The organism is Methanosarcina sp. Kolksee (assembly GCF_000969945.1).
Classification (GTDB): domain Archaea; phylum Halobacteriota; class Methanosarcinia; order Methanosarcinales; family Methanosarcinaceae; genus Methanosarcina; species Methanosarcina vacuolata.
Genome location: NZ_CP009524.1, coordinates 4,002,882 through 4,023,911, shown reverse-complemented (window position 1 = coordinate 4,023,911; position 21,030 = coordinate 4,002,882). Strand labels below are relative to the sequence as shown.

General features: G+C 44.7%; 21 protein-coding genes. 8 read left to right on the top strand and 13 right to left on the bottom strand.

The features are described from left to right. Positions 1-8 precede the first annotated feature (8 nt). From nikD to MSKOL_RS16485, 4 genes are all read right to left on the bottom strand, one after another. Positions 9-833 (bottom strand): nickel import ATP-binding protein NikD, encoded by an 825-nt coding sequence (gene nikD, locus MSKOL_RS16500; RefSeq protein ID WP_052725577.1) that lies wholly within the window; start codon positions 831-833, stop codon positions 9-11. Continuing rightward, positions 817-1,686 (bottom strand): nickel ABC transporter permease subunit NikC, encoded by an 870-nt coding sequence (gene nikC / locus MSKOL_RS16495; protein ID WP_048157766.1) that lies wholly within the window; start codon positions 1,684-1,686, stop codon positions 817-819. Before nikC ends, nikD begins: the two co-directional genes overlap by 17 nt. Positions 1,687-1,698: 12 nt before the next feature. Continuing rightward, positions 1,699-2,649: a nickel ABC transporter permease gene (gene nikB / locus MSKOL_RS16490; protein WP_231592296.1), complete on the bottom strand. Its 951-nt coding sequence runs from the start codon at positions 2,647-2,649 to the stop codon at positions 1,699-1,701. A 243-nt stretch (positions 2,650-2,892) separates the two neighbouring features. Beyond that, positions 2,893-3,642, bottom strand: a complete 750-nt coding sequence (locus MSKOL_RS16485) for a class I SAM-dependent methyltransferase (RefSeq protein WP_048157763.1) — start codon at positions 3,640-3,642, stop codon at positions 2,893-2,895. Positions 3,643-4,232: 590 nt separating this feature from the next. On the opposite strand from MSKOL_RS16485, the gene MSKOL_RS16480 reads away from it, so the two are divergent. The 8 genes from MSKOL_RS16480 (at position 4,233) to MSKOL_RS16445 (ending at position 14,186) form a co-directional block, all read left to right on the top strand. Next, positions 4,233-6,044, top strand: a complete 1,812-nt coding sequence (locus MSKOL_RS16480; RefSeq protein WP_048157762.1) for an ABC transporter ATP-binding protein — start codon at positions 4,233-4,235, stop codon at positions 6,042-6,044. After that, on the top strand, positions 6,041-7,816 hold the full coding sequence (locus tag MSKOL_RS16475; RefSeq protein ID WP_052725576.1) for an ABC transporter ATP-binding protein: 1,776 nt from the start codon (positions 6,041-6,043) through the stop codon (positions 7,814-7,816). Before MSKOL_RS16480 ends, MSKOL_RS16475 begins: the two co-directional genes overlap by 4 nt. Positions 7,817-8,418: 602 nt before the next feature. Then, positions 8,419-9,573, top strand: a complete 1,155-nt coding sequence (locus tag MSKOL_RS16470) for an ABC transporter substrate-binding protein (RefSeq protein WP_052725574.1) — start codon at positions 8,419-8,421, stop codon at positions 9,571-9,573. A 166-nt stretch (positions 9,574-9,739) separates the two neighbouring features. Then, positions 9,740-10,768, top strand: a complete 1,029-nt coding sequence (locus MSKOL_RS16465; RefSeq protein ID WP_231592295.1) for an ABC transporter substrate-binding protein — start codon at positions 9,740-9,742, stop codon at positions 10,766-10,768. Between the two features lie 30 nt (positions 10,769-10,798). Next, positions 10,799-11,842 carry an iron ABC transporter permease gene (locus MSKOL_RS16460; protein ID WP_048157758.1) on the top strand — a complete coding sequence of 348 codons (1,044 nt, stop codon included), beginning with the start codon at positions 10,799-10,801 and terminating at the stop codon, positions 11,840-11,842. Next, the gene (locus tag MSKOL_RS16455) at positions 11,839-12,636 is read left to right on the top strand and encodes an ABC transporter ATP-binding protein (protein WP_048157756.1); all 798 of its coding nucleotides are present in this window, start codon (positions 11,839-11,841) and stop codon (positions 12,634-12,636) included. Before MSKOL_RS16460 ends, MSKOL_RS16455 begins: the two co-directional genes overlap by 4 nt. A 2-nt stretch (positions 12,637-12,638) precedes the next feature. Then, complete coding sequence (locus MSKOL_RS16450) at positions 12,639-13,418, top strand: class I SAM-dependent methyltransferase (RefSeq protein ID WP_048157754.1); 780 nt, start codon at positions 12,639-12,641, stop codon at positions 13,416-13,418. Positions 13,419-13,433: 15 nt separating this feature from the next. Beyond that, entirely contained in the window at positions 13,434-14,186 is a 753-nt protein-coding gene (locus tag MSKOL_RS16445) for a class I SAM-dependent methyltransferase (RefSeq protein ID WP_048157752.1), read from the top strand. A gap of 120 nt (positions 14,187-14,306) precedes the next feature. Here the strand turns inward: MSKOL_RS16445 and ftsY are convergent, their stop codons facing one another. The 9 genes from ftsY to MSKOL_RS16405 all read right to left on the bottom strand — a co-directional run bounded on the left by ftsY (position 14,307) and on the right by MSKOL_RS16405 (position 19,315). After that, entirely contained in the window at positions 14,307-15,560 is a 1,254-nt protein-coding gene (ftsY, locus tag MSKOL_RS16440; RefSeq protein ID WP_048157750.1) for a signal recognition particle-docking protein FtsY, read from the bottom strand. A gap of 109 nt (positions 15,561-15,669) precedes the next feature. Further along, complete coding sequence (gene pfdA, locus MSKOL_RS16435; RefSeq protein ID WP_048122756.1) at positions 15,670-16,104, bottom strand: prefoldin subunit alpha; 435 nt, start codon at positions 16,102-16,104, stop codon at positions 15,670-15,672. Positions 16,105-16,109: 5 nt separating this feature from the next. Further along, the gene (rpl18a, locus tag MSKOL_RS16430; RefSeq protein WP_048122754.1) at positions 16,110-16,286 is read right to left on the bottom strand and encodes a 50S ribosomal protein L18Ae; all 177 of its coding nucleotides are present in this window, start codon (positions 16,284-16,286) and stop codon (positions 16,110-16,112) included. 49 nt (positions 16,287-16,335) lie between these two features. Next, positions 16,336-16,995, bottom strand: coding sequence for a translation initiation factor IF-6 (locus MSKOL_RS16425; RefSeq protein WP_048157748.1), 660 nt, complete (start codon positions 16,993-16,995; stop codon positions 16,336-16,338). 32 nt (positions 16,996-17,027) lie between these two features. Continuing rightward, positions 17,028-17,297 (bottom strand): 50S ribosomal protein L31e, encoded by a 270-nt coding sequence (locus MSKOL_RS16420; protein ID WP_048158433.1) that lies wholly within the window; start codon positions 17,295-17,297, stop codon positions 17,028-17,030. An 18-nt stretch (positions 17,298-17,315) separates the two neighbouring features. After that, the gene (locus MSKOL_RS19580) at positions 17,316-17,471 is read right to left on the bottom strand and encodes a 50S ribosomal protein L39e (RefSeq protein WP_011305491.1); all 156 of its coding nucleotides are present in this window, start codon (positions 17,469-17,471) and stop codon (positions 17,316-17,318) included. A gap of 283 nt (positions 17,472-17,754) precedes the next feature. After that, entirely contained in the window at positions 17,755-18,372 is a 618-nt protein-coding gene (locus tag MSKOL_RS16415; RefSeq protein ID WP_048122749.1) for a tRNA (5-methylaminomethyl-2-thiouridylate)-methyltransferase, read from the bottom strand. Between the two features lie 5 nt (positions 18,373-18,377). Beyond that, positions 18,378-18,746, bottom strand: a complete 369-nt coding sequence (locus tag MSKOL_RS16410) for a DNA-binding protein (protein WP_048122747.1) — start codon at positions 18,744-18,746, stop codon at positions 18,378-18,380. Between the two features lie 119 nt (positions 18,747-18,865). Then, the gene (locus MSKOL_RS16405; RefSeq protein ID WP_048122745.1) at positions 18,866-19,315 is read right to left on the bottom strand and encodes a 30S ribosomal protein S19e; all 450 of its coding nucleotides are present in this window, start codon (positions 19,313-19,315) and stop codon (positions 18,866-18,868) included. Between the last annotated feature and the right edge of the window lie 1,715 nt (positions 19,316-21,030).

The following is a 21,030-nucleotide window of genomic DNA, read 5'->3' as shown; positions in this document are numbered from 1 at the left end:
CAAACCTCTTAGAGTGCTGCCGCCAGTAATTGGCGTGTATACGTATGTTGCGGACTATAGAATATGTCGTCTACCGTGCCGCTTTCCACAATATGTCCGTCCTTCATAATACACACATTGTCTGCTATTTCTGCAACTACTCCCAGATCGTGCGTAATAAGCAGAATTGCAGTTCCGTCTCTCTTCCGCATCGAATCCAATTGATGCAGAATTTGAGCCTGAATCGTTACATCAAGAGCTGTCGTTGGCTCATCTGCAATGAGAAGCGGTGGGCGGAAAACGCTGGCGATGGCAATCATTACACGCTGACACATTCCTCCGCTCAGCATAAAAGGGTACTTTTTCATCAATTCCCCCGGCTGCGTCAGGCTGACTGCCAGAAGTTGATTTAGCGCAATGGTGCGAGCTTGATTTTTTGTTATTTTTTTGTGTATCAGGATTGCCTCCACCAACTGCTCTCCAACAGTTAATAACGGATTCAGCGAATCGATTGGATCCTGAAAGATAATGCCGGCATGGTTAGATATGTAAGCCCGCAGATATTTTTTAGGCATAGAGAGTATGTCCGTCCCCGCTAGGTAAATCTCACCACCTGAAATTACAGCATTTTTATCCTGGATACCCATTACCGCAAGTGCGACAGTAGATTTTCCACTGCCGCTTTCTCCAACAAGTGCGGTGATTTTCCCCATTCTTGCAACAAGGTTCAAGTCTACCACGGCGTGGATGTTTTGATCCGGCATAATGTATTCCAGAGAAAGGCCCCGAATATCCAACACCACATTTTCGCTCTGAATTGCCTGGTCATCTCTCTGATCAGTTTTGTATTGCATTTTTCAGTCCTTCCCCCAGAAGATTAAATGCCATAACTGTAATCATAATTGCAACTCCCGGATAAATCATCAGCTGCGGCTGTGTCTGCATAAATTCTTTGCTGTCGCTGAGCATAACACCCCACTCGGGCGTAGGCGGCTGCGCACCCAACCCGATAAAAGAAAATGATGCGATGGCCAGTATAATCGAACCAATTTCAAGTGTGGCCATTACAATAATTGACGGGGCGATATTGCGAAGTATGTGCCGGAAAATAATCTGACTGTGAGTACAGGCGGCTGCTTTTGCTGCAAGCATAAAGTCCTGCTGCTTTATCTGCATTGCCATACCACGTATTATTCTTGCATAAGGTGCCCACCACACGCTGGCCATGGCAATGATCATATTTTTCACACTTGGTTCCAGCATACCGGCAATAGCTAATGCCATCAGAAAAGTCGGAAGTGATAAAAATATGTCAATAGTCCGCATAATAAACGTGTCTATGCGACCGCCTGCATACCCAGAAAGGAGACCTATCGGAATACTAATTGCCATCATAAGGCCCAGCACGCACATGCTGTATATCAGTGACATCCGTGCTCCCCAAATCAGGCGGGATGCAATGCATCGCCCCAGATTGTCGGTGCCAAGCCAATATAAAGAGCTTGGGCCTTTTAAGCGCATTGACATATTTACCTTAAGCGGGTCATTTGGAGCGATTACAGATGCAGTTATGGCAATGATGATAATCAAAGCCACTATTACAAAACCGAAAACTGCTGCTTTTTGCGTAAGTATGCGATTTATAATGCCATCGGATGAATGAAACCATGCATTCGATCTCTTTATTGCTTGAGTTTTGACCTGCATCATATATCCCTCTTATCCATTTTTAAGACGCGGATCAATGATGCCGCATAAAATGTCTACAGCCATGTTAATTGATACCATAAAAACAGCCATAAACAGCACATATCCCTGGACTACTGGATAGTCTTTGAGCTTAACAGATTCGAGTGCCAGATTTCCAAGTCCGTTCCATGAAAATATTGATTCAATAATCGCAGATCCAGCTAACAAAGAGCCGAATCCGATTCCAAGCTTGTTGATTACAGGAAGTGTTGCGTTTTTTAGAGCATGTTTTGTTATAATTTTATATTCACTAACGCCTTTTGCTCTGGCTGCACGGATATATCCTTTGTTCAGTACTTCCTCCATATTTGTACGAATAAGTCGGACATAAATCCCACCACTGCATATGGACATCGTAAGAGCAGGTATTACTGGAAATTTCGTTGAACTTCCACCAAGCACTGATATTAGTCCAAGACGAGCGCCGAAAATATACAGCAGAATGAGTCCAAACCAGAATTCGGGCATTGATACACTCCAAAAACAGTATATCCTGGAAATCTTGTCGATCCAAGAGCCGGAAAACACCGCCGATAAAATTCCAAGAGTAAATGAAATTATAATTAAAAACAATAGTGATAGAAGTGCTAGCTGTAATGTTTTAGGAAAATATTGAAAGATCTCGTCAACCACTGGCCTGTCATTTGAATAAGAAAAGCCCAAATCACCTCTCATCGCATCTTTAAGCCAACTGGCATATTGGACGAGCACCGGCCTGTCAAATCCCATTTCGGTTCGTATTTCTTCAATCTGCTCATATGTTGGCCGGTCATATTTCTTTTCAGCTAGCGTACGTGCCGTGTCACCGGAAGACATGCTGCCAAGGACGAAGGTTATTAATGAAATAGCTAGCAGTACTGGAATCAGTGTGAATAACCGTTCTCCTATGCCTTTAAGCATTACTTCACCTTCCGTGACCAAGTGTTACTTGCCGTGTGAACTGCATATTATTTTTATAATTGTGTCCAATAAGGGCCTGTAAAAGCCGGGCTGCTTTATTAATTCGTCGAGGTGCCGACTTATACAACGCCTACATCTTTAAAAAAAGCACATTGTGGACTACAGACCAGTTGTTACTTTGCCTGCTGCATCTTTTTTGAATCCGCTCAGAAACTGTATAAACCGTAAATATTTTGCCCCAAGACGCAAATTAGTGTGTCCATTCTATTTTTCTCCTCCAACTAAAAACGGAGGATGCATACTGTTTCTATCCTGCTGCTGTTCATTGAGTACCCGTTCACCTACAGAAGTATCTGCAAATACCTTTGAAAATCCGAGTTTAAGCATTGTATCCAAATCCCACTGCGGTCTGACTTTATCACTCATAAACAGCTTTCGACTGAGTGCAGCGCCTTCGTCCTGGTCCTTGTGCTGGTGCATCGGGCGCCCGTATTTCATAAGGACCTCTTTCTCCTTTTTTTCATAGGCTATTTTCATATTCTCATCAAACAGGTGCAGATGCCAGCAGGCGTCAAAGATAAGAATCCTCCCGCCTGGTCTCAGGACGCGGTGCCATTCTTTATATGCTTTGGCGGGGTCATCAAGTGTCCATGTGAGATTACGACAAACTAACAGATCAAAAATATTGTCTGAAAATTCCAAATTCTGACAATCCATCGTCATTAGCTTTGCACTGGCACCTTCACGTGCAAGGTTAAGACGTGCAAATTCAATCATATTTTCGGTTAAGTCTATACCAGTAACATTATGTCCACCCTGCGATAAGACGATTGAAAAGAATCCCGGTCCGGTGCCAATATCGAGTATGTCAAGACAATCTTTGGAGGGAGCGTATTCCAGTACCAAATCAGACCATGCTTTTCTCTCAAAGCCATTTAATTCATCTTCAATTACTTCGCTGTAACCTTGCGCCTCTCCTTCCCAATAATTTTTAATGCGGATGTTTAAACTCATTTTTTGTTCCTCTAATGTATAATGTTTGACCAAGTTCGTGATGAGTTTTATAAAATTGCTATTATTAGACAGCCTCTTAACAAATATTTCAATTATTTCAGTTAACAACTCTAATAATTATTCAAGTAATTTTTAATGTTTTAACCAGCCTTGAATAGCATAATAATCAAAAATGTTACATTTATTATTAATTTTTATTATTAATTCTTTTTAATATAATTTGATATGATATATATATTGTTATTTGACTAACAAATGTTATCTTTCTTAAAAATAATACCATTATTGTCAATTATTATTACTATTTTTCTTTAATGGAAATTAATGTGTTATAAATATTGTTATTAATGTTAATTAATAAGTTATTTATAACCGTTTTTTAGCAGATGTATTCAAAATTTCGTTGAAGCAGATGTATTCAAAATTTCGTTGAAGCAGATGTATTCAAAATTTCGTTGAAGCAGATGTATTCAAAATTTCGTTGAAAAAATTTCGTTGAAATTGATTCTTCTCAAGTCAGCAATACTCAAGGAATACAGCCAAAAACGTATCAACTGATGACAAAATGAAGTTGTTAACAGAGAGATCACATGTCAAAAAAAACCGATATCGTCAAAGAGTATACTCGGATTGAGTCTAAGCGCGGGCTCTCTATTACGACAGGGGCGAACAGAATGAAACTGTTCGACAGCAGGGTGCTTGAGCTCGGCCGCGGAGAATACGGCAAGCTGTGGAGCGTCATCATTCTTGGCCTTCTCATCTCGTTCAGTTATATTGTCCAGGGGCTGCTCATTGCAGTCATACTCAACGGAGTGTTCGCTGGTGTACCGCTCCGTAAATCCGAACTATATTTTGCTGCTGTGGCGCTCCTCATCGTTCTGCGATGGGCTATGATCCGGGAAAATGATCATATCGCGGCCAAAACTGCCAGCAGTATCGCCATGTCTCTACGGCGGCGTATGTATCGTAAGTTGTACGAGCTTGGCCCCGGATGGGTCTCGACCCAGAAAAGTGGTGTCATACAGGCTACGCTGGTCGACGGAGCTGAAGCTCTGCAGAATTACTACGGGCGTTTCCTACCCCAGGTTATTGTGACTGTTGTCACCGGTATCTCGATTGTGGCGATACTGCTCCATGTCGATATAACCATTGGGCTGGTTATTGGTGCTATGATGGTTGCTGCCCTAATACAGCCAATTGCCATCTACAAGGGAGTCGGAAAGGGGATACGGATCTGGTTTGTCGCCATGCCTCGCCTGTTCGCGGAGTACGTCGATAACATCCAGGGCATTGTTACGTTGAAGTCTTTCAATGCCAGCCAGAAACAGGGTGAGATCCTTTACCAGCGGACGAATGACCTGTACGATGCGGAGATCGGCATTCTGCGGGATGAGATCCTGTGGAGCGTGCCTCCGGGGCTGGTAGCCGCAATCTGCAGTACCGTAGCCATCATTATCGGTGCCATCCGCATGGATGCAGGTGCCATATCCGCAGAAGGTCTGCTCTTCGTTCTGTTGCTGGTGAGAGAAGCGCTCCGCCCGATAACTGACTTGAGTCAGACTATACATTTCTCCTTTACCGGGATGGGAGCCGCCGAAGGCGTGCTGGACATCCTGGAAGCAGTTCCGCTCGCGGAAGCGTCAACCAGGACCCCTACCACTTCCCTTCCTCCCTCCTTTACCTTTGAAGGTGTCACCTTCAGATACCGGAAAACTGACTCTCCTGCGATCGACAACCTTTCTTTTTCGGTTGGGCCGGGAGATAAAGTAGCTCTGGTAGGCCGTTCCGGAAGCGGTAAAACGACAGTGACTGCTCTTCTAATGAGATTTTTCGACCCGCAAGCTGGTTTTGTCCGACTCGGCGGAGAAGATGTCCGGTGTATCCCAGCAGATGAATTACATGCTATGTACTCGATTGTGTCTCAGGATACGTTCCTGTTCCACGGCACTGTACGTGAAAATCTGTTGATGGCAAAGCCAACGGCCTCACAGGAAGAACTCGAACAGGCTGCCTGTGCCGCTGCAGCGCACAAGTTCATCACGGCTCTCCCCCAGGGCTACGATACCCTGATAGGTGAGAGGGGAGTACGGTTATCCGGAGGCGAACGCCAGCGCATTGCCATTGCCCGGGCTTTCCTGAAGGACGCGCCTATTCTCATTCTGGATGAGGCAACGTCCAGCGTGGATGTTGCCAATGAAGCTTTGATTCGCGAAGCAATAACCGGGTTAGCCAGTGACAGGACTACCCTGATCATCTCGCACCGCCTTTTGGCAGCTCGAGATGCTGACCGGATCTATGTGCTGGAAAAAGGTCATCTAGCTGAGGTGGGTACGCATTCGGAGCTGGTCGACTATAAAGGTAATTACAGTGCTCTGGTAAGGGCCGAAGAGGTATGCATATGAGCCACGAACACAGCACGCACTTCGATCTGCCTGTTGGACAGGTATTTCGAAAAGTGAGGGTTATTGACCTGCTGTTGACCAGCTATCATCTGGACCTCTGGAAAGTGCGAATTGCCAGCATCGTGATTCAGGTGCTTGGTATCCTGTCGGCAATCACCGGAGCATATCTTGTAGGGGCGGTAATTACTGGGGTTTCCGTTATCGACCTATGGCCGACAATCGGGTTGTTGCTCCTGTTTACTGTTACTCAATTTGGTCTTTCCAACCTCAATGGCTACTGGTCCCATGTCATCGCATTTCGGTCGCTGGCCGAGATTCGCAAGGCTCTGTACCGGAAACTGGACGAACTTGCCCCTGCATACGTAATCAAACAGCGTTCCGGTGACCTTGCCCGTTCCGCGCTCTCCGACGTCAACCTGCTGGAGCTATACATTGCTCACACACTGCCCGAGTTTTTACAGGCAATAGTAGTGACGCCTCTGGCACTAATTTCCATCGGACTTATCCACTGGAGCCTGATGATAACACTTGCCCCTTTTCTGATAGCCGCGGTAACGGTGCCCGACTGGTTCGCTCGCCGGGCAGAAATGCAGGGTAAAGCCCACAGGGAATCAGTGGGAGCAATGAGTGCAGACGTTATCGACTACATCCAGGGAATGAGGGAAGTTGTGGCTTTCGGGGCCGTAAAACTGTCAATGAACCGGCTCGATGTCAGCCAGCAGAAATACTCGGACACTTATGTGGCCTACGAAAGCCGCAGCGGCATGGAACGCGGGGCAGGCGATGCGCTGTTAGCAGGAGGGATGGTTGTCACCGTAGCGCTAGGAGGTTGGCTCTCGATCATGGGCTACATGGACGTTGCACTGTACCCTGTGGCAGCAGTTCTAACTGCAATGGCATTCTCGCCCGTCATGCACTTACTGAGCATCGCTAGACAGCTCAGCCAGACTGCTGCAGCGGCCGACCGGGTATTTGGAATCATGAATACTCAGCCTTCAGTCATCGATCTGGTTTCTTCCTCTCCCGAAGGGCCTATCATCCCGAAGGTCTGCTTTGAAGATACGCGATTTCGGTACGGTCCCGAATTACCCGAGGTACTGAAAGGTGTGAACCTTACGGTATCGCCAGGAGAGACAGTCGCGTTGGTCGGTCCATCGGGTGCGGGAAAGTCAACCTGCACTTATCTGTTACTCAGGCTATGGGACCCTGCTGAAGGCACGGTCAAGATTGGCGGGCACGACCTGCGTGAGTTCCCCCAGGAGTACCTCCGAGATATGATCGCCTATGTGCCTCAAGATGTCTACCTGTTCAACATGTCAGTGAGGGAAAATATCCGTATAGGAAAAAGCGAGGCTACCGATGCTGAAATTCGAGATGCAGCTCGTCGGGCGTTTGCTCTAGATTTCATCGAAGCTTTGCCTGATAAGTGGGAAACTGTACTGGGAGAGCGGGGTGCAACGCTTTCTGGCGGCCAGCGCCAGCGGATTGCGATAGCCAGGGCATTTCTGAAGAACGCCTCTATCCTGATCATGGACGAAGCAGTCTCCAGCCTGGATACCGAGTCAGAGGTCAATGTCCGAAGAGCGATCAAGGATATATCGGCAGGACGTACAACGCTGATCGTAGCACATAGGCCTTCGACGATTCGGTCTGCAGACCGGGTGATAATGCTAGCAAATGGGAAAGTCGAGGAGAGCGGCACATTTGACGAGCTTATCGCTGCTAAGGGCGCTTTCGGCCATCTAATGGCTGCACAGATACCCACATCTTAAGATAGCCATGGATCTCTCTAGCATCTTAGGATAGCCATGGATTTCTCTAGCATCTTAGAGTAAACATGGATTTCTCTGAACTGCAGTAGAATTTCTTTCATCTCTCCACTCACAATCTTGCCCAAGTACATGATGCTTATGCTGCTGCAGTTTGGCTTTTTAAGGTTAACAATTTAGCATCTGATCATCCGGCATCTCTTACATGTTCATATCAATCGAAAGAACAAAAAAGTGTGATATTTAATAAATTTCAATTTATTGTATTACAAAAGTTCTAACATGGACTATAAAGTGCTACTATTTAATAAACTATTAATACTTTAAAAAACGTATTGAGTAGAATATTGTTACTAAACAGTGTTACTGAATATTATTACTTAATGTTGTTACTGAATTGCCAATAAGTGTGATGCCGGATAATGCTTCCTCAAGATAAATCGTTGTTTTTTGATCTCTGTAGACCCACGAGTATTATGATGTATATCTTGCCCGAGAAACGGCGGGCATCTGTAGATTTCAATCAAATGGGATGTTTAATACGGCTTTTATATTATAATTTGAACTGGGATAATTTAGATATAATTTGATTATTAGTGGTCAAAATGAAATACAAATTAACAATATTTTCTATGTTTGCGGTCATGTTGATCGTTTTTTTGGTTTTTTCAGTTTCGGGCTGTATCACGAACGGCAGCACAGATGACCAGGCGAAGACAATTACTGTAACCGACATGGAAGGACGATCGGTGACATTAAAATATCCTGTGGAGCGCCTTGTACTGATGGACTCGACGTGCACAGCCGAATTTTCATCGGTCTATGGAGAGGGGTTTGATAGCAAAATCGTTGGTTGGGATAACTATCTCAGGGAGAATTCCGGCGACATGTATGAGAAATACGTGGAAAAATTCCCGGCAATGGACGAAATACCCAATGTAGGCTCCCTGGACGATAATACTTTTAATGCTGAAAAAGTGATAGCGTTGAATCCTGACGTCGTTATCATGCCCAACTGGGAATTCATGTGGAACGGAGAAGCTACAAAAGAGGCGCTGGCCAGGATGGATCAGGCCGGTGTTCCAGTAGTATTTTTAGACTTCTACATGGAACCCTTGGAAAATTCAACGAAGAGTATCCAGTTACTTGGGAAGATCACGGGCAAGGAACAGAGGGCTCAGGATATAGTTGATTATTATGAGGAAAAGGTCAACAGCGTATATTCCCGCCTGGAGAAAACACAGGGAAAGAAACCCACCGTTTACGTCGAATGTGCATATAACGGCCCGGATACTTACGGTATATCTTATGGGGACGTGGCATGGGGAGCCATCGTTAAGAAAGCGGGCGGAGACAACATTGCAGAACCGGTTTTACTCAACAAAAGTAAGGCTCTTAGTGCCGAGTATCTGGTCAACCAGAGTCCTGACATCATTATATTGACGGGAAGGAACTGGTCTACGCCCGGATCGCTCAGGATGGGCTACACTTTTACATCGAATGTAACGAAGAGCACGATGACGCCATTCGTCAACCGTCCAGGGTGGGATACGATCAATGCAGTAGAGAATCGGAAGGTCTACGGCATATATCACGGCTATTGCTCGGACGTATTTAACTTCGTTGCACTGGAAGCATTTGCTAAATGGTTCTACCCTGAAGAGTTCAAGGACGTGAACCCTGTTGATACGCTCAAGGAATTTCACAAAAAGTTCATGCCCATCGATTATAACGGCACGCTGGTGTACAGCTATTATTGATGGCAGGAGTTGAGAGAGAAAAAACTGGAGGAATTGGGTGCGTGGAAGGTTCACTATATTGACAATTCTGGCAAGCGTATTAGTTATCTTTACGGCCTTTACCATCCCGGGCTGTATCACGAACGGCAGCACAGATAACCAGGCGAAGACGATCACCGTTACGGATATGGAAGGACGATCGGTTACTTTGAAATCACCGGTAGAACGCATTGTCCTGATGGAATCATCGAAAACACATGAACTGGCCGCTATAGATGGAGCTGGAATTGTCGACAAGATCGTCGGATGGGACAACGACTTCAAGGACAATGCAGGCGACGGATACGTAAAGTTCGTAGAGAAATATCCAAAGCTGGCCGATATCCCAAATGTAGGCTCCCTCGATGACAATACATTCAGTGTTGAAAAGGTGATTGCGTTAAACCCCGATGTTGTCATCATGCATAACTGGGAATTTATGTGGAGCGGAGACGCTACGAAAGAAGCCCTGGCCAGGCTGGAACAGGCAGGCATCCCGGTGGTTTTTGTGGATTTCTACATGGACCCAATGGTCAACTCCACAAAAAGTATGCTGCTACTTGGTCAGATACTTGGTAAAGAACAAAGAGCAGAGAATATTGTCGACTTTTATGACCAACATGTAGACACGATTTATTCACGTCTGGAGGAGAATGGCGGACTGAAGAAGCCCAGTGTATATATAGAGACAGGATACAATGGCCCAGAAACATACGGGATAACCGAGGGAGATGTTGGATGGGGATCGATTGTAAAGAGAGCTGGCGGCGACAACATTGCTGAGACTTTATTAGGAAATACCAGCAAAGCGATTAGCCCTGAGTTCCTTGTCAACCAGAGCCCGAGTATCATAATATTGACCGGCCGGAACTGGTCAACACCAGGATCAATCAGGATGGGCTATACCTCCACTGCTGAAGATACTAAGAATACAATGGATGCGTATATTTCACGTTCCGGATGGAACACGATCAATGCCGTCAAAAACCACAATGTGTACGGCATTTATCATGGGTACTGCTTCAGCATCTATAATTTTGTGGCGCTGGAGACTTTTGCGAAATGGTTCTATCCTGAGGAGTTCAAGGATATCGATCCTAATGCTACTATTCGGGAGTACCATGAAAAGTTCATGCCTGTTGAATACAACGGGACGTTCATGTACAGCTATTATTAACAACTGCGGACTTGAGGAGTAGGGCTCAGGATGAACGTTAAAACAAAAGAAGCATACAAGAAAATTACCGGGAGAAAATATCTATATCTCCTCTCGATTTCGGTGGCAATCTTCCTCACTTTTATCCTCGACATTATGACAGGCCCCGCGTCTTTATCGGCAAACGAGGTCATTTCGACAATATTCTTCCCTGCCTATAGTGATAGATCGGTTCAGGTCATTGTTTGGACCTTCCGTCTACCCGTTGCCCTCATGGCGATCACGATCGGAATAGCTTTAGGCCTTGCCGGTGCGAACATGCAAACTATCCTCGATAACCCTCTGGCTAGCCCTTATACGCTTGGCATATCCGCAGCCGCCGGGTTTGGTGCCGCGCTGGCCATCGTGTTAGGCGTGGAAGTGCTGCCGTTCGCAGATACCTTATTCGTACCGGTCAACGCATTCGTGTTCTCGTTAATCAGCTGCATGGCAATATATGGCATTGCCAGGTTTAAGCGAGCCACCTCCGAAACCATCGTGCTTACCGGCATTGCCGTGTTGTTCCTGTTCGACTCTCTGCTTGCGCTCCTTGAATATACGGCAAACCCGGAGCAGGTCCAGGCTATAGTTTTCTGGCTCTTTGGCAGCCTGACCAAGACCACCTGGACTACTCTGGGCATCACTGTGGGAATCGTTTTGATGGTCATACCACTGCTAGCCATAGACGTCTGGAAGCTCACCGCTCTCAGGCTGGGCGACGATAAGGCAAAAAGCCTCGGAGTGAACGTTGAAAAGATGAGATTAAAAGGATTGATTCTGATTTCAATTCTTACGTCCACGGCAGTGGCATTCGTAGGCACCATAGGGTTCATTGGCCTCGTGGCACCGCATATAGCACGGATGCTCGTGGGGGAAGACCACCGATACTTTTTACCTTTTTCAGCGTTGTCCGGGGCGTTTATACTTTCCACCGCTTCGGTTCTCAGCAAAGCCGTTGTCCCAGGAATCATATTTCCCATAGGGATACTCACGTCACTGATTGGCATACCGTTTTTTGTCTGGCTCCTTCTATCTAAAAAGAGGGGATACTGGTGAAGCTGGAAATCAAAAACCTCAAGTTTGGATATAATTCCAATCCGGTATTAAAAAGCGTAAATATGGTTGCTGAGCCGATGGTCACTGCGATCATAGGCCCGAATGCGGTCGGAAAATCCACTTTGCTAAAATGCATATGCGGGATACTCAAGGCCGAAGGGTCGATAATATTCAATGGAAAAGACCTGAAGGCATATCGGAAGGATGAGGTCATAAAAAACATTAGCTACCTCCCCCAGGAATCCACTACAAGTACGGTTATGACGGTGCTAGAGGCGACAATGCTTGGAAAGATAAATTCGCTTGGCTGGAGGATAAAGGACGAGGACCTTTCTGCATCGATGGATACGCTTGAAAAGCTCGGGATCGAAGACCTGGCAATGAGGCCAATGAACGAGCTCAGCGGAGGGCAGAAGCAAATGGTGTCTATCGCTCAATCGATCATCCGAAAGCCCAAAGTGCTCCTCATGGACGAACCTACGAATTCACTTGACCTCCAGCGGCAGCTTGAGCTTTTTGATGTGATCCAGAACATTACGGAAGAGAATGGAATGACGACGATAGTGGCATTACATGACCTCAACCTGGCAGCCCGGTATGCGGGTAATGTCGTATTGATGAATGGAGGTAAAATCGTGGCTGCTGGAAGCCCGGCTTCCGTGATAACCGAAGCGATGATTCGAAAAGTCTACGGGGTCAATGCGAGAGTAACACTCGACGGTGAGGGTATCCCGCAAGTCATACCAATTAATTCGACGCGAAATTGCGGGATAAAAAAAGCCATAATGGGGTGATCATGATGGAATCAGGCAAGCTGGAACTCGACAGTACCAAGGAAGGAGTAAAGAAATACTGGGATTATGGGAGCAAGTTCTACGATACGGCGCCGGGTAACGGGGGGGTCGAGGAAAGTCAGATGTGGAGAAAGCTATTATCAGGAGCAATTGGTTCGAGCCCTAAAAATATCCTGGACGTCGGCAGTGGTACCGGAATAATCGCCATGTACCTGGCAGAGCTGGGCTATAGTGTGACTGCGGTAGACTTTAGCGAAGGAATGATGGATGTAGCCCGGAAGAAAGCCCTGGCAAAAGGAGCGAATATTCGGTTTATGGAAATGGACGTTGAAAACCTTAGCTTCGAAGACGAGACTTTTGATTGTATCACTGCCCGATACGTACTCTGGACTATGTCTCACCCGGAGAAGGCGGTAAAAGAATGGGCCAGAGTCGTGAAGCCAGGAGGCAGGGTTGTTATTATTGACGGCAAGTGGATCACAAAGGGTTTACTTCCCCGTATATCCGCATTTAATTACCACATTTATCGATTTATAAAATATGGAAAGAATCCCTTCACTTACGATTATAAGAAGGATGTCAATGTTTGCCTCCCCAATCCGCATGGGGTCGAGAGTGAGCAGGTTGTGGAGTATATGTCTAAGGCCGGTTTAGACGATATCGCTGTTACTGACTTGAAAATAATTCGGGATATACAGCGAAAGCGATTACCCTGGTATTTAAAATATGCCAATGATCACCCCATTTTTATGGCCCATGGTATCGCGGTTAAAAATAGGTAAGCTTCGAGGTATTGTATGTCAATAAATGAAAACAAGGTCAAGGAAGAGATCACGAAGCGATGGGACTATTCATCGCAGCACTACGATACATATCACGGCCACGGGGTAAAGAGCGAGGAAGAAGCAGCAGCCTGGAAGGCTCTTTTCAGGCAGGTAATCCCTGGGGAAAAGCTAAGCGTTCTTGATGTTGGCTGCGGTACGGGTGAAATGAGCAAGATGCTGGCGGATATGGGGCATAAGGTGACAGGTATCGACCTGTCCGAGAAAATGCTCTCGGTGGCAAAGTCTAAGTCTCCTGGCAGTATCAAATTCAGGATCGGCGATGCAGAGAATCCCCCATTCGACGAAGGAAAGTTCGATGCAGTCGTGACTCGCCATGTACTCTGGACGCTACCTAATCCTGAAAAAGCCCTTAAAAGCTGGCGAAATGTGCTGAAGCCAGGGGGAAAAGCAGTCATAATAGACGGCGTATGGGACGACGGCCGCCTGGAGACACACCTGAAAAGAAAGATCGGTGAGGCTATGATACATATAGTCGAAAAAAACGATATTTCCAAAGACAGTTATACTGCGGAAGTGAATGCTATACTGCCCAACGCGAAAGGGGTATCCCTGGATAAGGCCCGGGAATACATGGAAAAAGTCGGGTTTAAAGACGTGCGATCAATAGAGCTGAACGATCTGGTGCGAATTCAGAAAAAACACATGCCGCTCAGATATAAAATTGCCTATGAGTATGAATATTATGCAATCTATGGCCTGAAATGATATTCCAGGACAATTAAGTTGTGCTGATGTGAATATATCCTGTTGCTTACAGCGGTATGCGTCAGCACAACTTTGATCTCGGAAATTTGTTATCAGTCAATAGCTCCACGTTAAAGAAATTTACTGGTTAAAAAGCTGGTCTATAAACCATTCGGGGTCGAACTTTTGTAAATCTTCATAGCCCTGCCCTATCCCGAAAAATAGAATGGGCTTGCCTGTAATATAGGCAATGGATATTGCAGCTCCTCCTTTTGCATCCGCGTCGATTTTTGTCAGGATGGACCCATCGATTGGCACAGCATCGTTAAATTGCGCAGCTCTTTCAACGGCATCGTTTCCTGCTACGGCTTCATCTACAAAAATTATAAGGTCAGGAGTGCTTACCCTGCAGATCTTTTCCATCTGTGACATCAGGTTAAGGTTTGTATGCATTCTGCCTGCGGTATCGGAAAGCACAAAATCAATTTTATGGCCTCTTGCGTACTGCACGGCATCGTAAATAACTGCAGCAGGATCGGCACCAGGTTGATGTTTTATCATCTTTACTCCAAGCCGGTCTGCATGGATTCCAAGCTGGTCGATAGCACCTGCCCTGAAAGTATCTCCTGCAGCAAGGACTACCGAATAATCCGATTTGAGCAGCCTGTGCGTCATCTTTGCAATGGATGTCGTTTTTCCTGTCCCGTTAATTCCTACAAAGACAATATGGACAGGCTTTTCCTTGTCTCTTACGTACTCATCAAAATCAAAAGTATTCGCAGACACTACCTCAATGATGGCTTTTTTCAGGGCTTCCTCTACAATTTCTCCGGTATTGCTGCCAATGCGTTTTGTTGTGCCTGTGAGTTGCTTTTTCACTGATTCCACAATTGCCTCGGAAACCGAGAGGGCAAGGTCACTTTCAAGAAGCCCCATTTCAAGTTCCCACAGGGGCTCTTCCAGGTCTTTACTATCCAGATAGACTTCTCTATTAAGGACCAGGGCTTTTGCTTTCTTTGTAAGGCCTATATTTGAGAATTTTTTGAAAAAGCCCTTTTTTTCTTCAGTTACGTTTTCAGGTACGTTTTCTTCTTCAGTTTTGCTCTCGATCGCCTTTTTTCGGTTTTCCAGTTTTTTCCTGTACTCAGCCTTTTTTCTGTCCTCTATCCTGACAGGTGTAGTGGCAACTGTTACAGGTTCGGCTTCGTAACTTTCTTCTTCGATCAGCGTTTCAAGAGCTTCTTCCTCTGGAATGGGCTCAATGTCCTCTTCAAAGCCTTCTTCGGCCTCAGGTACAGGCTCAACCACAGGTTCGATATCTACTGCTTTATCGTCAATAGTTCTGCTGAGTACCTTTTTAAAATTTCCTAGTTTCTCTTTGAATTTGTTGAACACAGGATCCCATCCCAGGAAAACGAATAAAAAATAGTAGTTAAGTCAAAATAAAAAGTTCTTTATCAAATGCAGGATTTGAGTTAAATCCTTTTGTTTCTAAGCCAGGTTTTTAGGCCTGGCCGGATTCTTGAAGCTTTGCAGCTTCAGACTCCAGGGCCTGCATACCCTGTATATATTTAGTCAGTGAAGCACTCATCTGTTCGAGAATTTTCGTAAGCTGCTCTTTGCGGCGGTTCAGGGTCTCAATGGCCTCATCAGCGTTTTCTTCCGCACTAAAGCCGGCTCCAAGGTCCACAATAACCTTCTCTGCATTTTTTATTTCGGCGTGAACAAACGAGCCAAATCCAATCGGTACCATCGTTTCGGCAGTCCTGCCCTCAGCTGAAGCGGTTTTAAGCTCGTTGATGGTTATGACTGCCTGGTCGCAGCTTGTGATAGAAGTCTGGACCATGTTCATCTGCTGCCTTAAACCTTCGGCCTGCCTCTGGAACTCCTGATGCCTGGCTGCCAGATTCCTGAAATCTTCTTCACTGACATCTACCATATCCTTCACTCCTCAGCAATGCTTTCGATCTGGATCTGGCTTCTTTTAATACCATGCTTGCTTCCGAAGACAGAATAGACCTTATCAACCGCGTTCTTTTCATTCTGACTTTCGACTTGCTTTGTGAATTTTTCCCAGGAATTTCCTGCTTTAAATTTGCCTTTAACAATAAAACTCTTCATCTTGGTCACCACTCTCGCTGTAACTTTTTACGAAACAGGTGGATTAATATCACTCTAAGAACCCGAGGGCTTCCTCGATTCTCCCAAGTTCGGGGCCTGTAGTGTCTGAACCTGCCAGATAATTCTTTGAGTTCGCAAGCAGGCCTGAACCGAGCATCTGAGTCCCAAAGTTCGTAGTCCCTATATTTACCGGAAGCTCGAAGAGCTTTTCCAGAGTTTCTATTTCCGAAGATGTCACTTTCGGGTGCACCAGAAGCCCTTTGTTGGTGACAACCCCAGCCATCCCTACATTCTTTATTCCGGCAATTGTTCCCCTGTAAACTTCTACTTTGAGGGTACTGGCAATTGTCTCAATAGCCCTGTCTGGCAGTTCGGGGTGGACAAGGGCTGCGGAATCGTTTGCAAGCACGATGTTTCCAACTGCATTCAGCTTGCCCGGGAGGATCTCAGCCTCAACTCCGGTCAGTTCTTTCATCTCCCTGGAATCGGTCCCATATGAAAAAAGGAAACCGTTTGAGTTTCCTCTGGAAAGGGCTCCGATAACAACACTTCCGTTTACAAGAGTCTCAACGACCCTTGCATCCAGGGAATCCTCAAGTATGGCACAGGTTTCGGGCTTTGTTCCTGTAGGAACAAGAACGACATCTTCTGTGCAGGTTGCAAAGACACCGATCATTGGGGTGTCGTAAATATCCACTGTTCGAATCATATTCTTTGAAGCTTCGCGTCTTCTGATATATTTTACTGGGCGAGTTCTGCCTGTACCTCGCCATCTGCGAATTTTACAGCTCTGACCCGGATGGAGAGAGGAGGCTTTTCACAGCCTTTTTCCCAGAGGCGCTCATTAATTGATTTGTCCAGTTTGACCTTAACAGAATCAACTTTCATGTGCCTTACAAGAAAACCTCTTACTTCAGTAACTGATCTGTTTGCTCTTTTCCATGCAGGGACTTTCCTTGCTGCCCTGAGAGGGATAGTATATATCTGTTCTTTTACCATGTCGTCAGCCATTTTTTCCACCTTCCTCGCTTACTTTACATCCAGGCTTCTTCTTCTCCAGTGCCTGCGTCTGGGATGGCTCACGACCTTCCTGTTAGTTTTCACAATAACCCACACTGGAACGCGTGTGTTCTGTTTGTGCGCCTTTGCAAGACGTATCTTCTGTCCTTTCATGTTATGACTCAAGTGGATCACACCTGTTGACCTATAAATAACTTAATTTCGTTAATTTCCGGTTATATCCAATGATTATCTGATTGTGATTTTAACCCTTGCATAATCGAGGTTTTTTTTCTGCCAGTTAGGAGGCAGTTTTTAAAACCATATCCGGCAAATTCTATGAAAATCATATCCGGTAAATTCTATGAGGGTCCTGGTTAATCTGCAGCAGTATAAGGGTTGAATATAACTCGATTATTGTATAAATCTTTATTCCAGAATTTTTCCCCTTCCGGAAGACTTCCTGATTTTAAGGCATGCTCTCTTCAGGGCAGTTTTTCCTGGAAAGCACATGGGACTGAATATGGGAAGGAAATAGTTCCTTTATTTTCTCCTCACCGTCTCTTTGCCTGATTAACTCCCTGAGCTCGGTTTCGTAATCAGCTTTCTGAGTATTCTCACTCGGCCCTTCTTCAATTCTCAGATAACGCTCTACAAGAATACTCACGGTTTTTTTGCCATACCCCTTTAAAGGGCAGATATACTGAACCCCCAATCGATCTTCGATACTTCGTACCTGTGATATTGAGAGTACAGGAACTCTATCATCCCTTCTGGTTCCATCAGCAATGAGTTTAACTTCCGGGTCCGAAGCAAGAGTTTCTACGGCTTTTTCGTGGATATAATTTATAGCACTTTTCGGGAAACCGTTCTTTATTATTTCTTCGTAAGCCTTTTCAAGGATTTCCCATTCCAGGGAAAGAACCCTATGTGGGAACCCTAACCTTTTTGCGGTTTTTGCTGCCAGCTCACCATTTGGGAGCAAGCCGAAGCTGCAGGTTACGAGTTCTATTTCAAAAAACGGTTCCATCAAAAGGGCAGAGAGCGAACTATCCTTGCCTCCGCTAAACAGGACCGAAATTCTCATTGTTTTTAAACTCTGGTTATAGATGTCTTACGCTTTTTTGGCTGCATCTTCATAAGGAGTTTTTTAAGCTGTTCATCACTGATTTGAGACGGGAGCCTTCCACTCTGAGCAAGCGAGATCAGCTGCATTTCGAGCTGTTCCCCAAGAGCCGGTCTTGACATCTTTAAGGTTGTAAGGCGCTCTCTAGCTTCAGGGGTCAGGATCTGCCTCAGAATGGCCTGCTTCTGAGCTTCCATCTCAGCTTTTGCCTGTTCCTGCTGGTAAGCCGCCTGGATGTCCGGCTGCTGGTTCTGCGCCTGCTGTCTCTGAATTTCTGCAAGCCGTCTCTTTCGGATTTCGTCAAGTTCGTCATCCATTGTAGACATGGCAATCATCTAAAAAACCGGTTTTCCGGAGCAATCTGGATTAAGATTAATAATATCTGGGTTAAGATTAATAATATTTGAAAGGGAATCCTATGAATTTTTCAGGTCCCCTTCGGATGGAATTTTTCTCAGTATTTTGCAAGTCCAGGGATCTTCTCAATAAGTTCCTGCCTGAGCTCATTGGCTGCATTATCAAGCATAGAACGTCCCTTTGCAGATACCGTTCTTCCGTCCTTTACTTTTTGCAGGTAACCTGCAGCTTCAAGCTGCTGTACTGCCTTTCTGGCAATCGAACCACTGCCTTTTGCTTTGTGGTACGGCTGTGATCCATTGTCCTTCTTTCCACCGTATATTGATCTGAGCCTTTCAATTCCTACAGGCCCGTCAGTATAGATTTTCCTCAGGATTGCTGCGGTTCTGATATACCACCAGTCATCGTTGTTCGGAGGGAGGTCTTTGTGAACCCCGGTCTTTACGTTCTTTGCCCACTCAGGGGGAACGACTTTTTCATTTTCTTTAAGTATGCCTGCAACCTTCTCGATAAGTTCCATTGCAGGGACATCAAACACTGTTGTCATGCATGCCACCTTTTCTAAATTAGGTTGTCTTTGCAGATCCTGAGAGATAGTGCCGATTCTTCTCCCCTGGCTGCCAGAAATCTATTTTTTTCCCGAAACGAGGTAACTCATTCTCTTTCGAGAGGTCCTATCCGATCTTTATAGCTGGATTTATGGACTCTTATGGTTTGGGCTTTCATGCCCGATAAGCCGGTAATTGTGATTTTTAGTTTTAACTGGAAGGAGGTTGATATATTTATCAATTACTGTGTTCAGGTATTCATATACAATCGATCAGGTGATGTGTAGTATGAATAATTTCAAACTAAAAAACGATCTAATTGTATTGAGTTAACTTTTGTCAATTGACGCAAGTACGAACATCCAGCGTAATTACTTTCAAGCTATAAAAGCATTTTGTGAATTCATAGATAAATGCTTGATGAACTTATTCTGGAAGCTAAACAGGAGAGCTAAACCTTGTTTATTGATGAGATCGAGAGATACTCATGCGTCTTCGGTTAAGCGAGGAATCGTGACAAATTGCCTCCATTTCCACAACACCAGTCAAATATTTTACTAAACTGTGAGAAGAAACAGGGTATAAATTTCATTTAAATATTTCATTTAAATAGTCCAAAATTTGGCTCTTCGTCATCCTGTGGATAAGGCGATTTTCAATTCGAGGTCGCATTGGTTTTTATGTTACGAGTATATCCACACAAAACAACGAAGAGCCAAAAATTTAAGGCCGGTTTTTAATGCAAAATCGATAGCCTGCAGGCAAGAAAATTCCTTAACCAATGACCAATGAATTCTGATCTTATGTGTTTTTATATTGCTCGCATTGAGAATCTTTGAAATTGTTTCCTGATTTCTCGAAGATAAATCAGGTTTTCCTTCTTTGATACAATTCTCTTAATATATTTCGCAAGAAGTCTCTAAGTTCAGATTTCATGAAGATAACCAGGATTTTTTGGCTTCATGCATGCAAGTAATTATAAAAGCCCGTGATTTGGTGCTAATGTCTTGAGGTCTCTCTTATTATCTACTTTCAACTCTCTGGACATTTCAGTATCATTTTTCCCCTGATAGCTTAAAAGTATGATTTTAGATCTTTCGACAATGCTTGCTGCTTAATTTATAGATCGGATGAGCTTGATAAGATAGCCTGAATCTTTTTGAGTGATTGATAATTTGGGGTGACGGCTTATACAAAATATAAGGCTATGTCTACAACAGTCTGATAATTATTAACATGTTCACGTCTGAATCTAAGTACTGGATTTTGGAGCTGAGTCTTTTTTTCTCCAGGCACCTCTAATATGGAAATGAACTTTTGGAGACGGAAATACTTCTACAACCAGGAATCCAACGCAAACATTCCAAATCCGGAATTTATACTACCAGGTCAAATATCTTAAATAATGTCGGCAGTGGGGCTGCACTAAAACAAACTACATAAAGCTGACGATTGATACAAGAACAGATATATACTCTGAAAGAAAATAAACATTTAAATTGAAAAAATGGTACAAAGATCAAGGCTAAAAGGTGGTGGAGATTTCTCACGTATATAAAGACACAACTCCTAAAATTTATACCGCTTTTTATTTCTAGCGCTTTAATGACCTTATAATTGGTCAAAGTATACTCTTTAATAAGCAATCTTTGTATCATTTATGAATTTAATATTCTCCTAATTTCAATATTTTCGTTGTCATAAAAAGTACTAT

Bases quoted from the DNA above. Each gene is read 5' to 3' on its own strand.
- nikD (WP_052725577.1), bottom strand. From the start codon at position 833: ATGCAATACAAAACTGATCAGAGAGATGACCAGGCAATTCAGAGCGAA.
- nikC (WP_048157766.1), bottom strand. From the start codon at position 1,686: ATGCAGGTCAAAACTCAAGCAATAAAGAGATCGAATGCATGGTTTCAT.
- MSKOL_RS16485 (WP_048157763.1), bottom strand. From the start codon at position 3,642: ATGAGTTTAAACATCCGCATTAAAAATTATTGGGAAGGAGAGGCGCAA.
- MSKOL_RS16480 (WP_048157762.1), top strand. From the start codon at position 4,233: ATGTCAAAAAAAACCGATATCGTCAAAGAGTATACTCGGATTGAGTCT.
- MSKOL_RS16475 (WP_052725576.1), top strand. From the start codon at position 6,041: ATGAGCCACGAACACAGCACGCACTTCGATCTGCCTGTTGGACAGGTA.
- MSKOL_RS16470 (WP_052725574.1), top strand. From the start codon at position 8,419: ATGAAATACAAATTAACAATATTTTCTATGTTTGCGGTCATGTTGATC.
- MSKOL_RS16465 (WP_231592295.1), top strand. From the start codon at position 9,740: ATGGAAGGACGATCGGTTACTTTGAAATCACCGGTAGAACGCATTGTC.
- MSKOL_RS16460 (WP_048157758.1), top strand. From the start codon at position 10,799: ATGAACGTTAAAACAAAAGAAGCATACAAGAAAATTACCGGGAGAAAA.
- MSKOL_RS16450 (WP_048157754.1), top strand. From the start codon at position 12,639: ATGATGGAATCAGGCAAGCTGGAACTCGACAGTACCAAGGAAGGAGTA.
- MSKOL_RS16445 (WP_048157752.1), top strand. From the start codon at position 13,434: ATGTCAATAAATGAAAACAAGGTCAAGGAAGAGATCACGAAGCGATGG.
- pfdA (WP_048122756.1), bottom strand. From the start codon at position 16,104: ATGGTAGATGTCAGTGAAGAAGATTTCAGGAATCTGGCAGCCAGGCAT.
- rpl18a (WP_048122754.1), bottom strand. From the start codon at position 16,286: ATGAAGAGTTTTATTGTTAAAGGCAAATTTAAAGCAGGAAATTCCTGG.
- MSKOL_RS16425 (WP_048157748.1), bottom strand. From the start codon at position 16,995: ATGATTCGAACAGTGGATATTTACGACACCCCAATGATCGGTGTCTTT.
- MSKOL_RS16420 (WP_048158433.1), bottom strand. From the start codon at position 17,297: ATGGCTGACGACATGGTAAAAGAACAGATATATACTATCCCTCTCAGG.
- MSKOL_RS16415 (WP_048122749.1), bottom strand. From the start codon at position 18,372: ATGAGAATTTCGGTCCTGTTTAGCGGAGGCAAGGATAGTTCGCTCTCT.
- MSKOL_RS16410 (WP_048122747.1), bottom strand. From the start codon at position 18,746: ATGATTGCCATGTCTACAATGGATGACGAACTTGACGAAATCCGAAAG.
- MSKOL_RS16405 (WP_048122745.1), bottom strand. From the start codon at position 19,315: ATGACAACAGTGTTTGATGTCCCTGCAATGGAACTTATCGAGAAGGTT.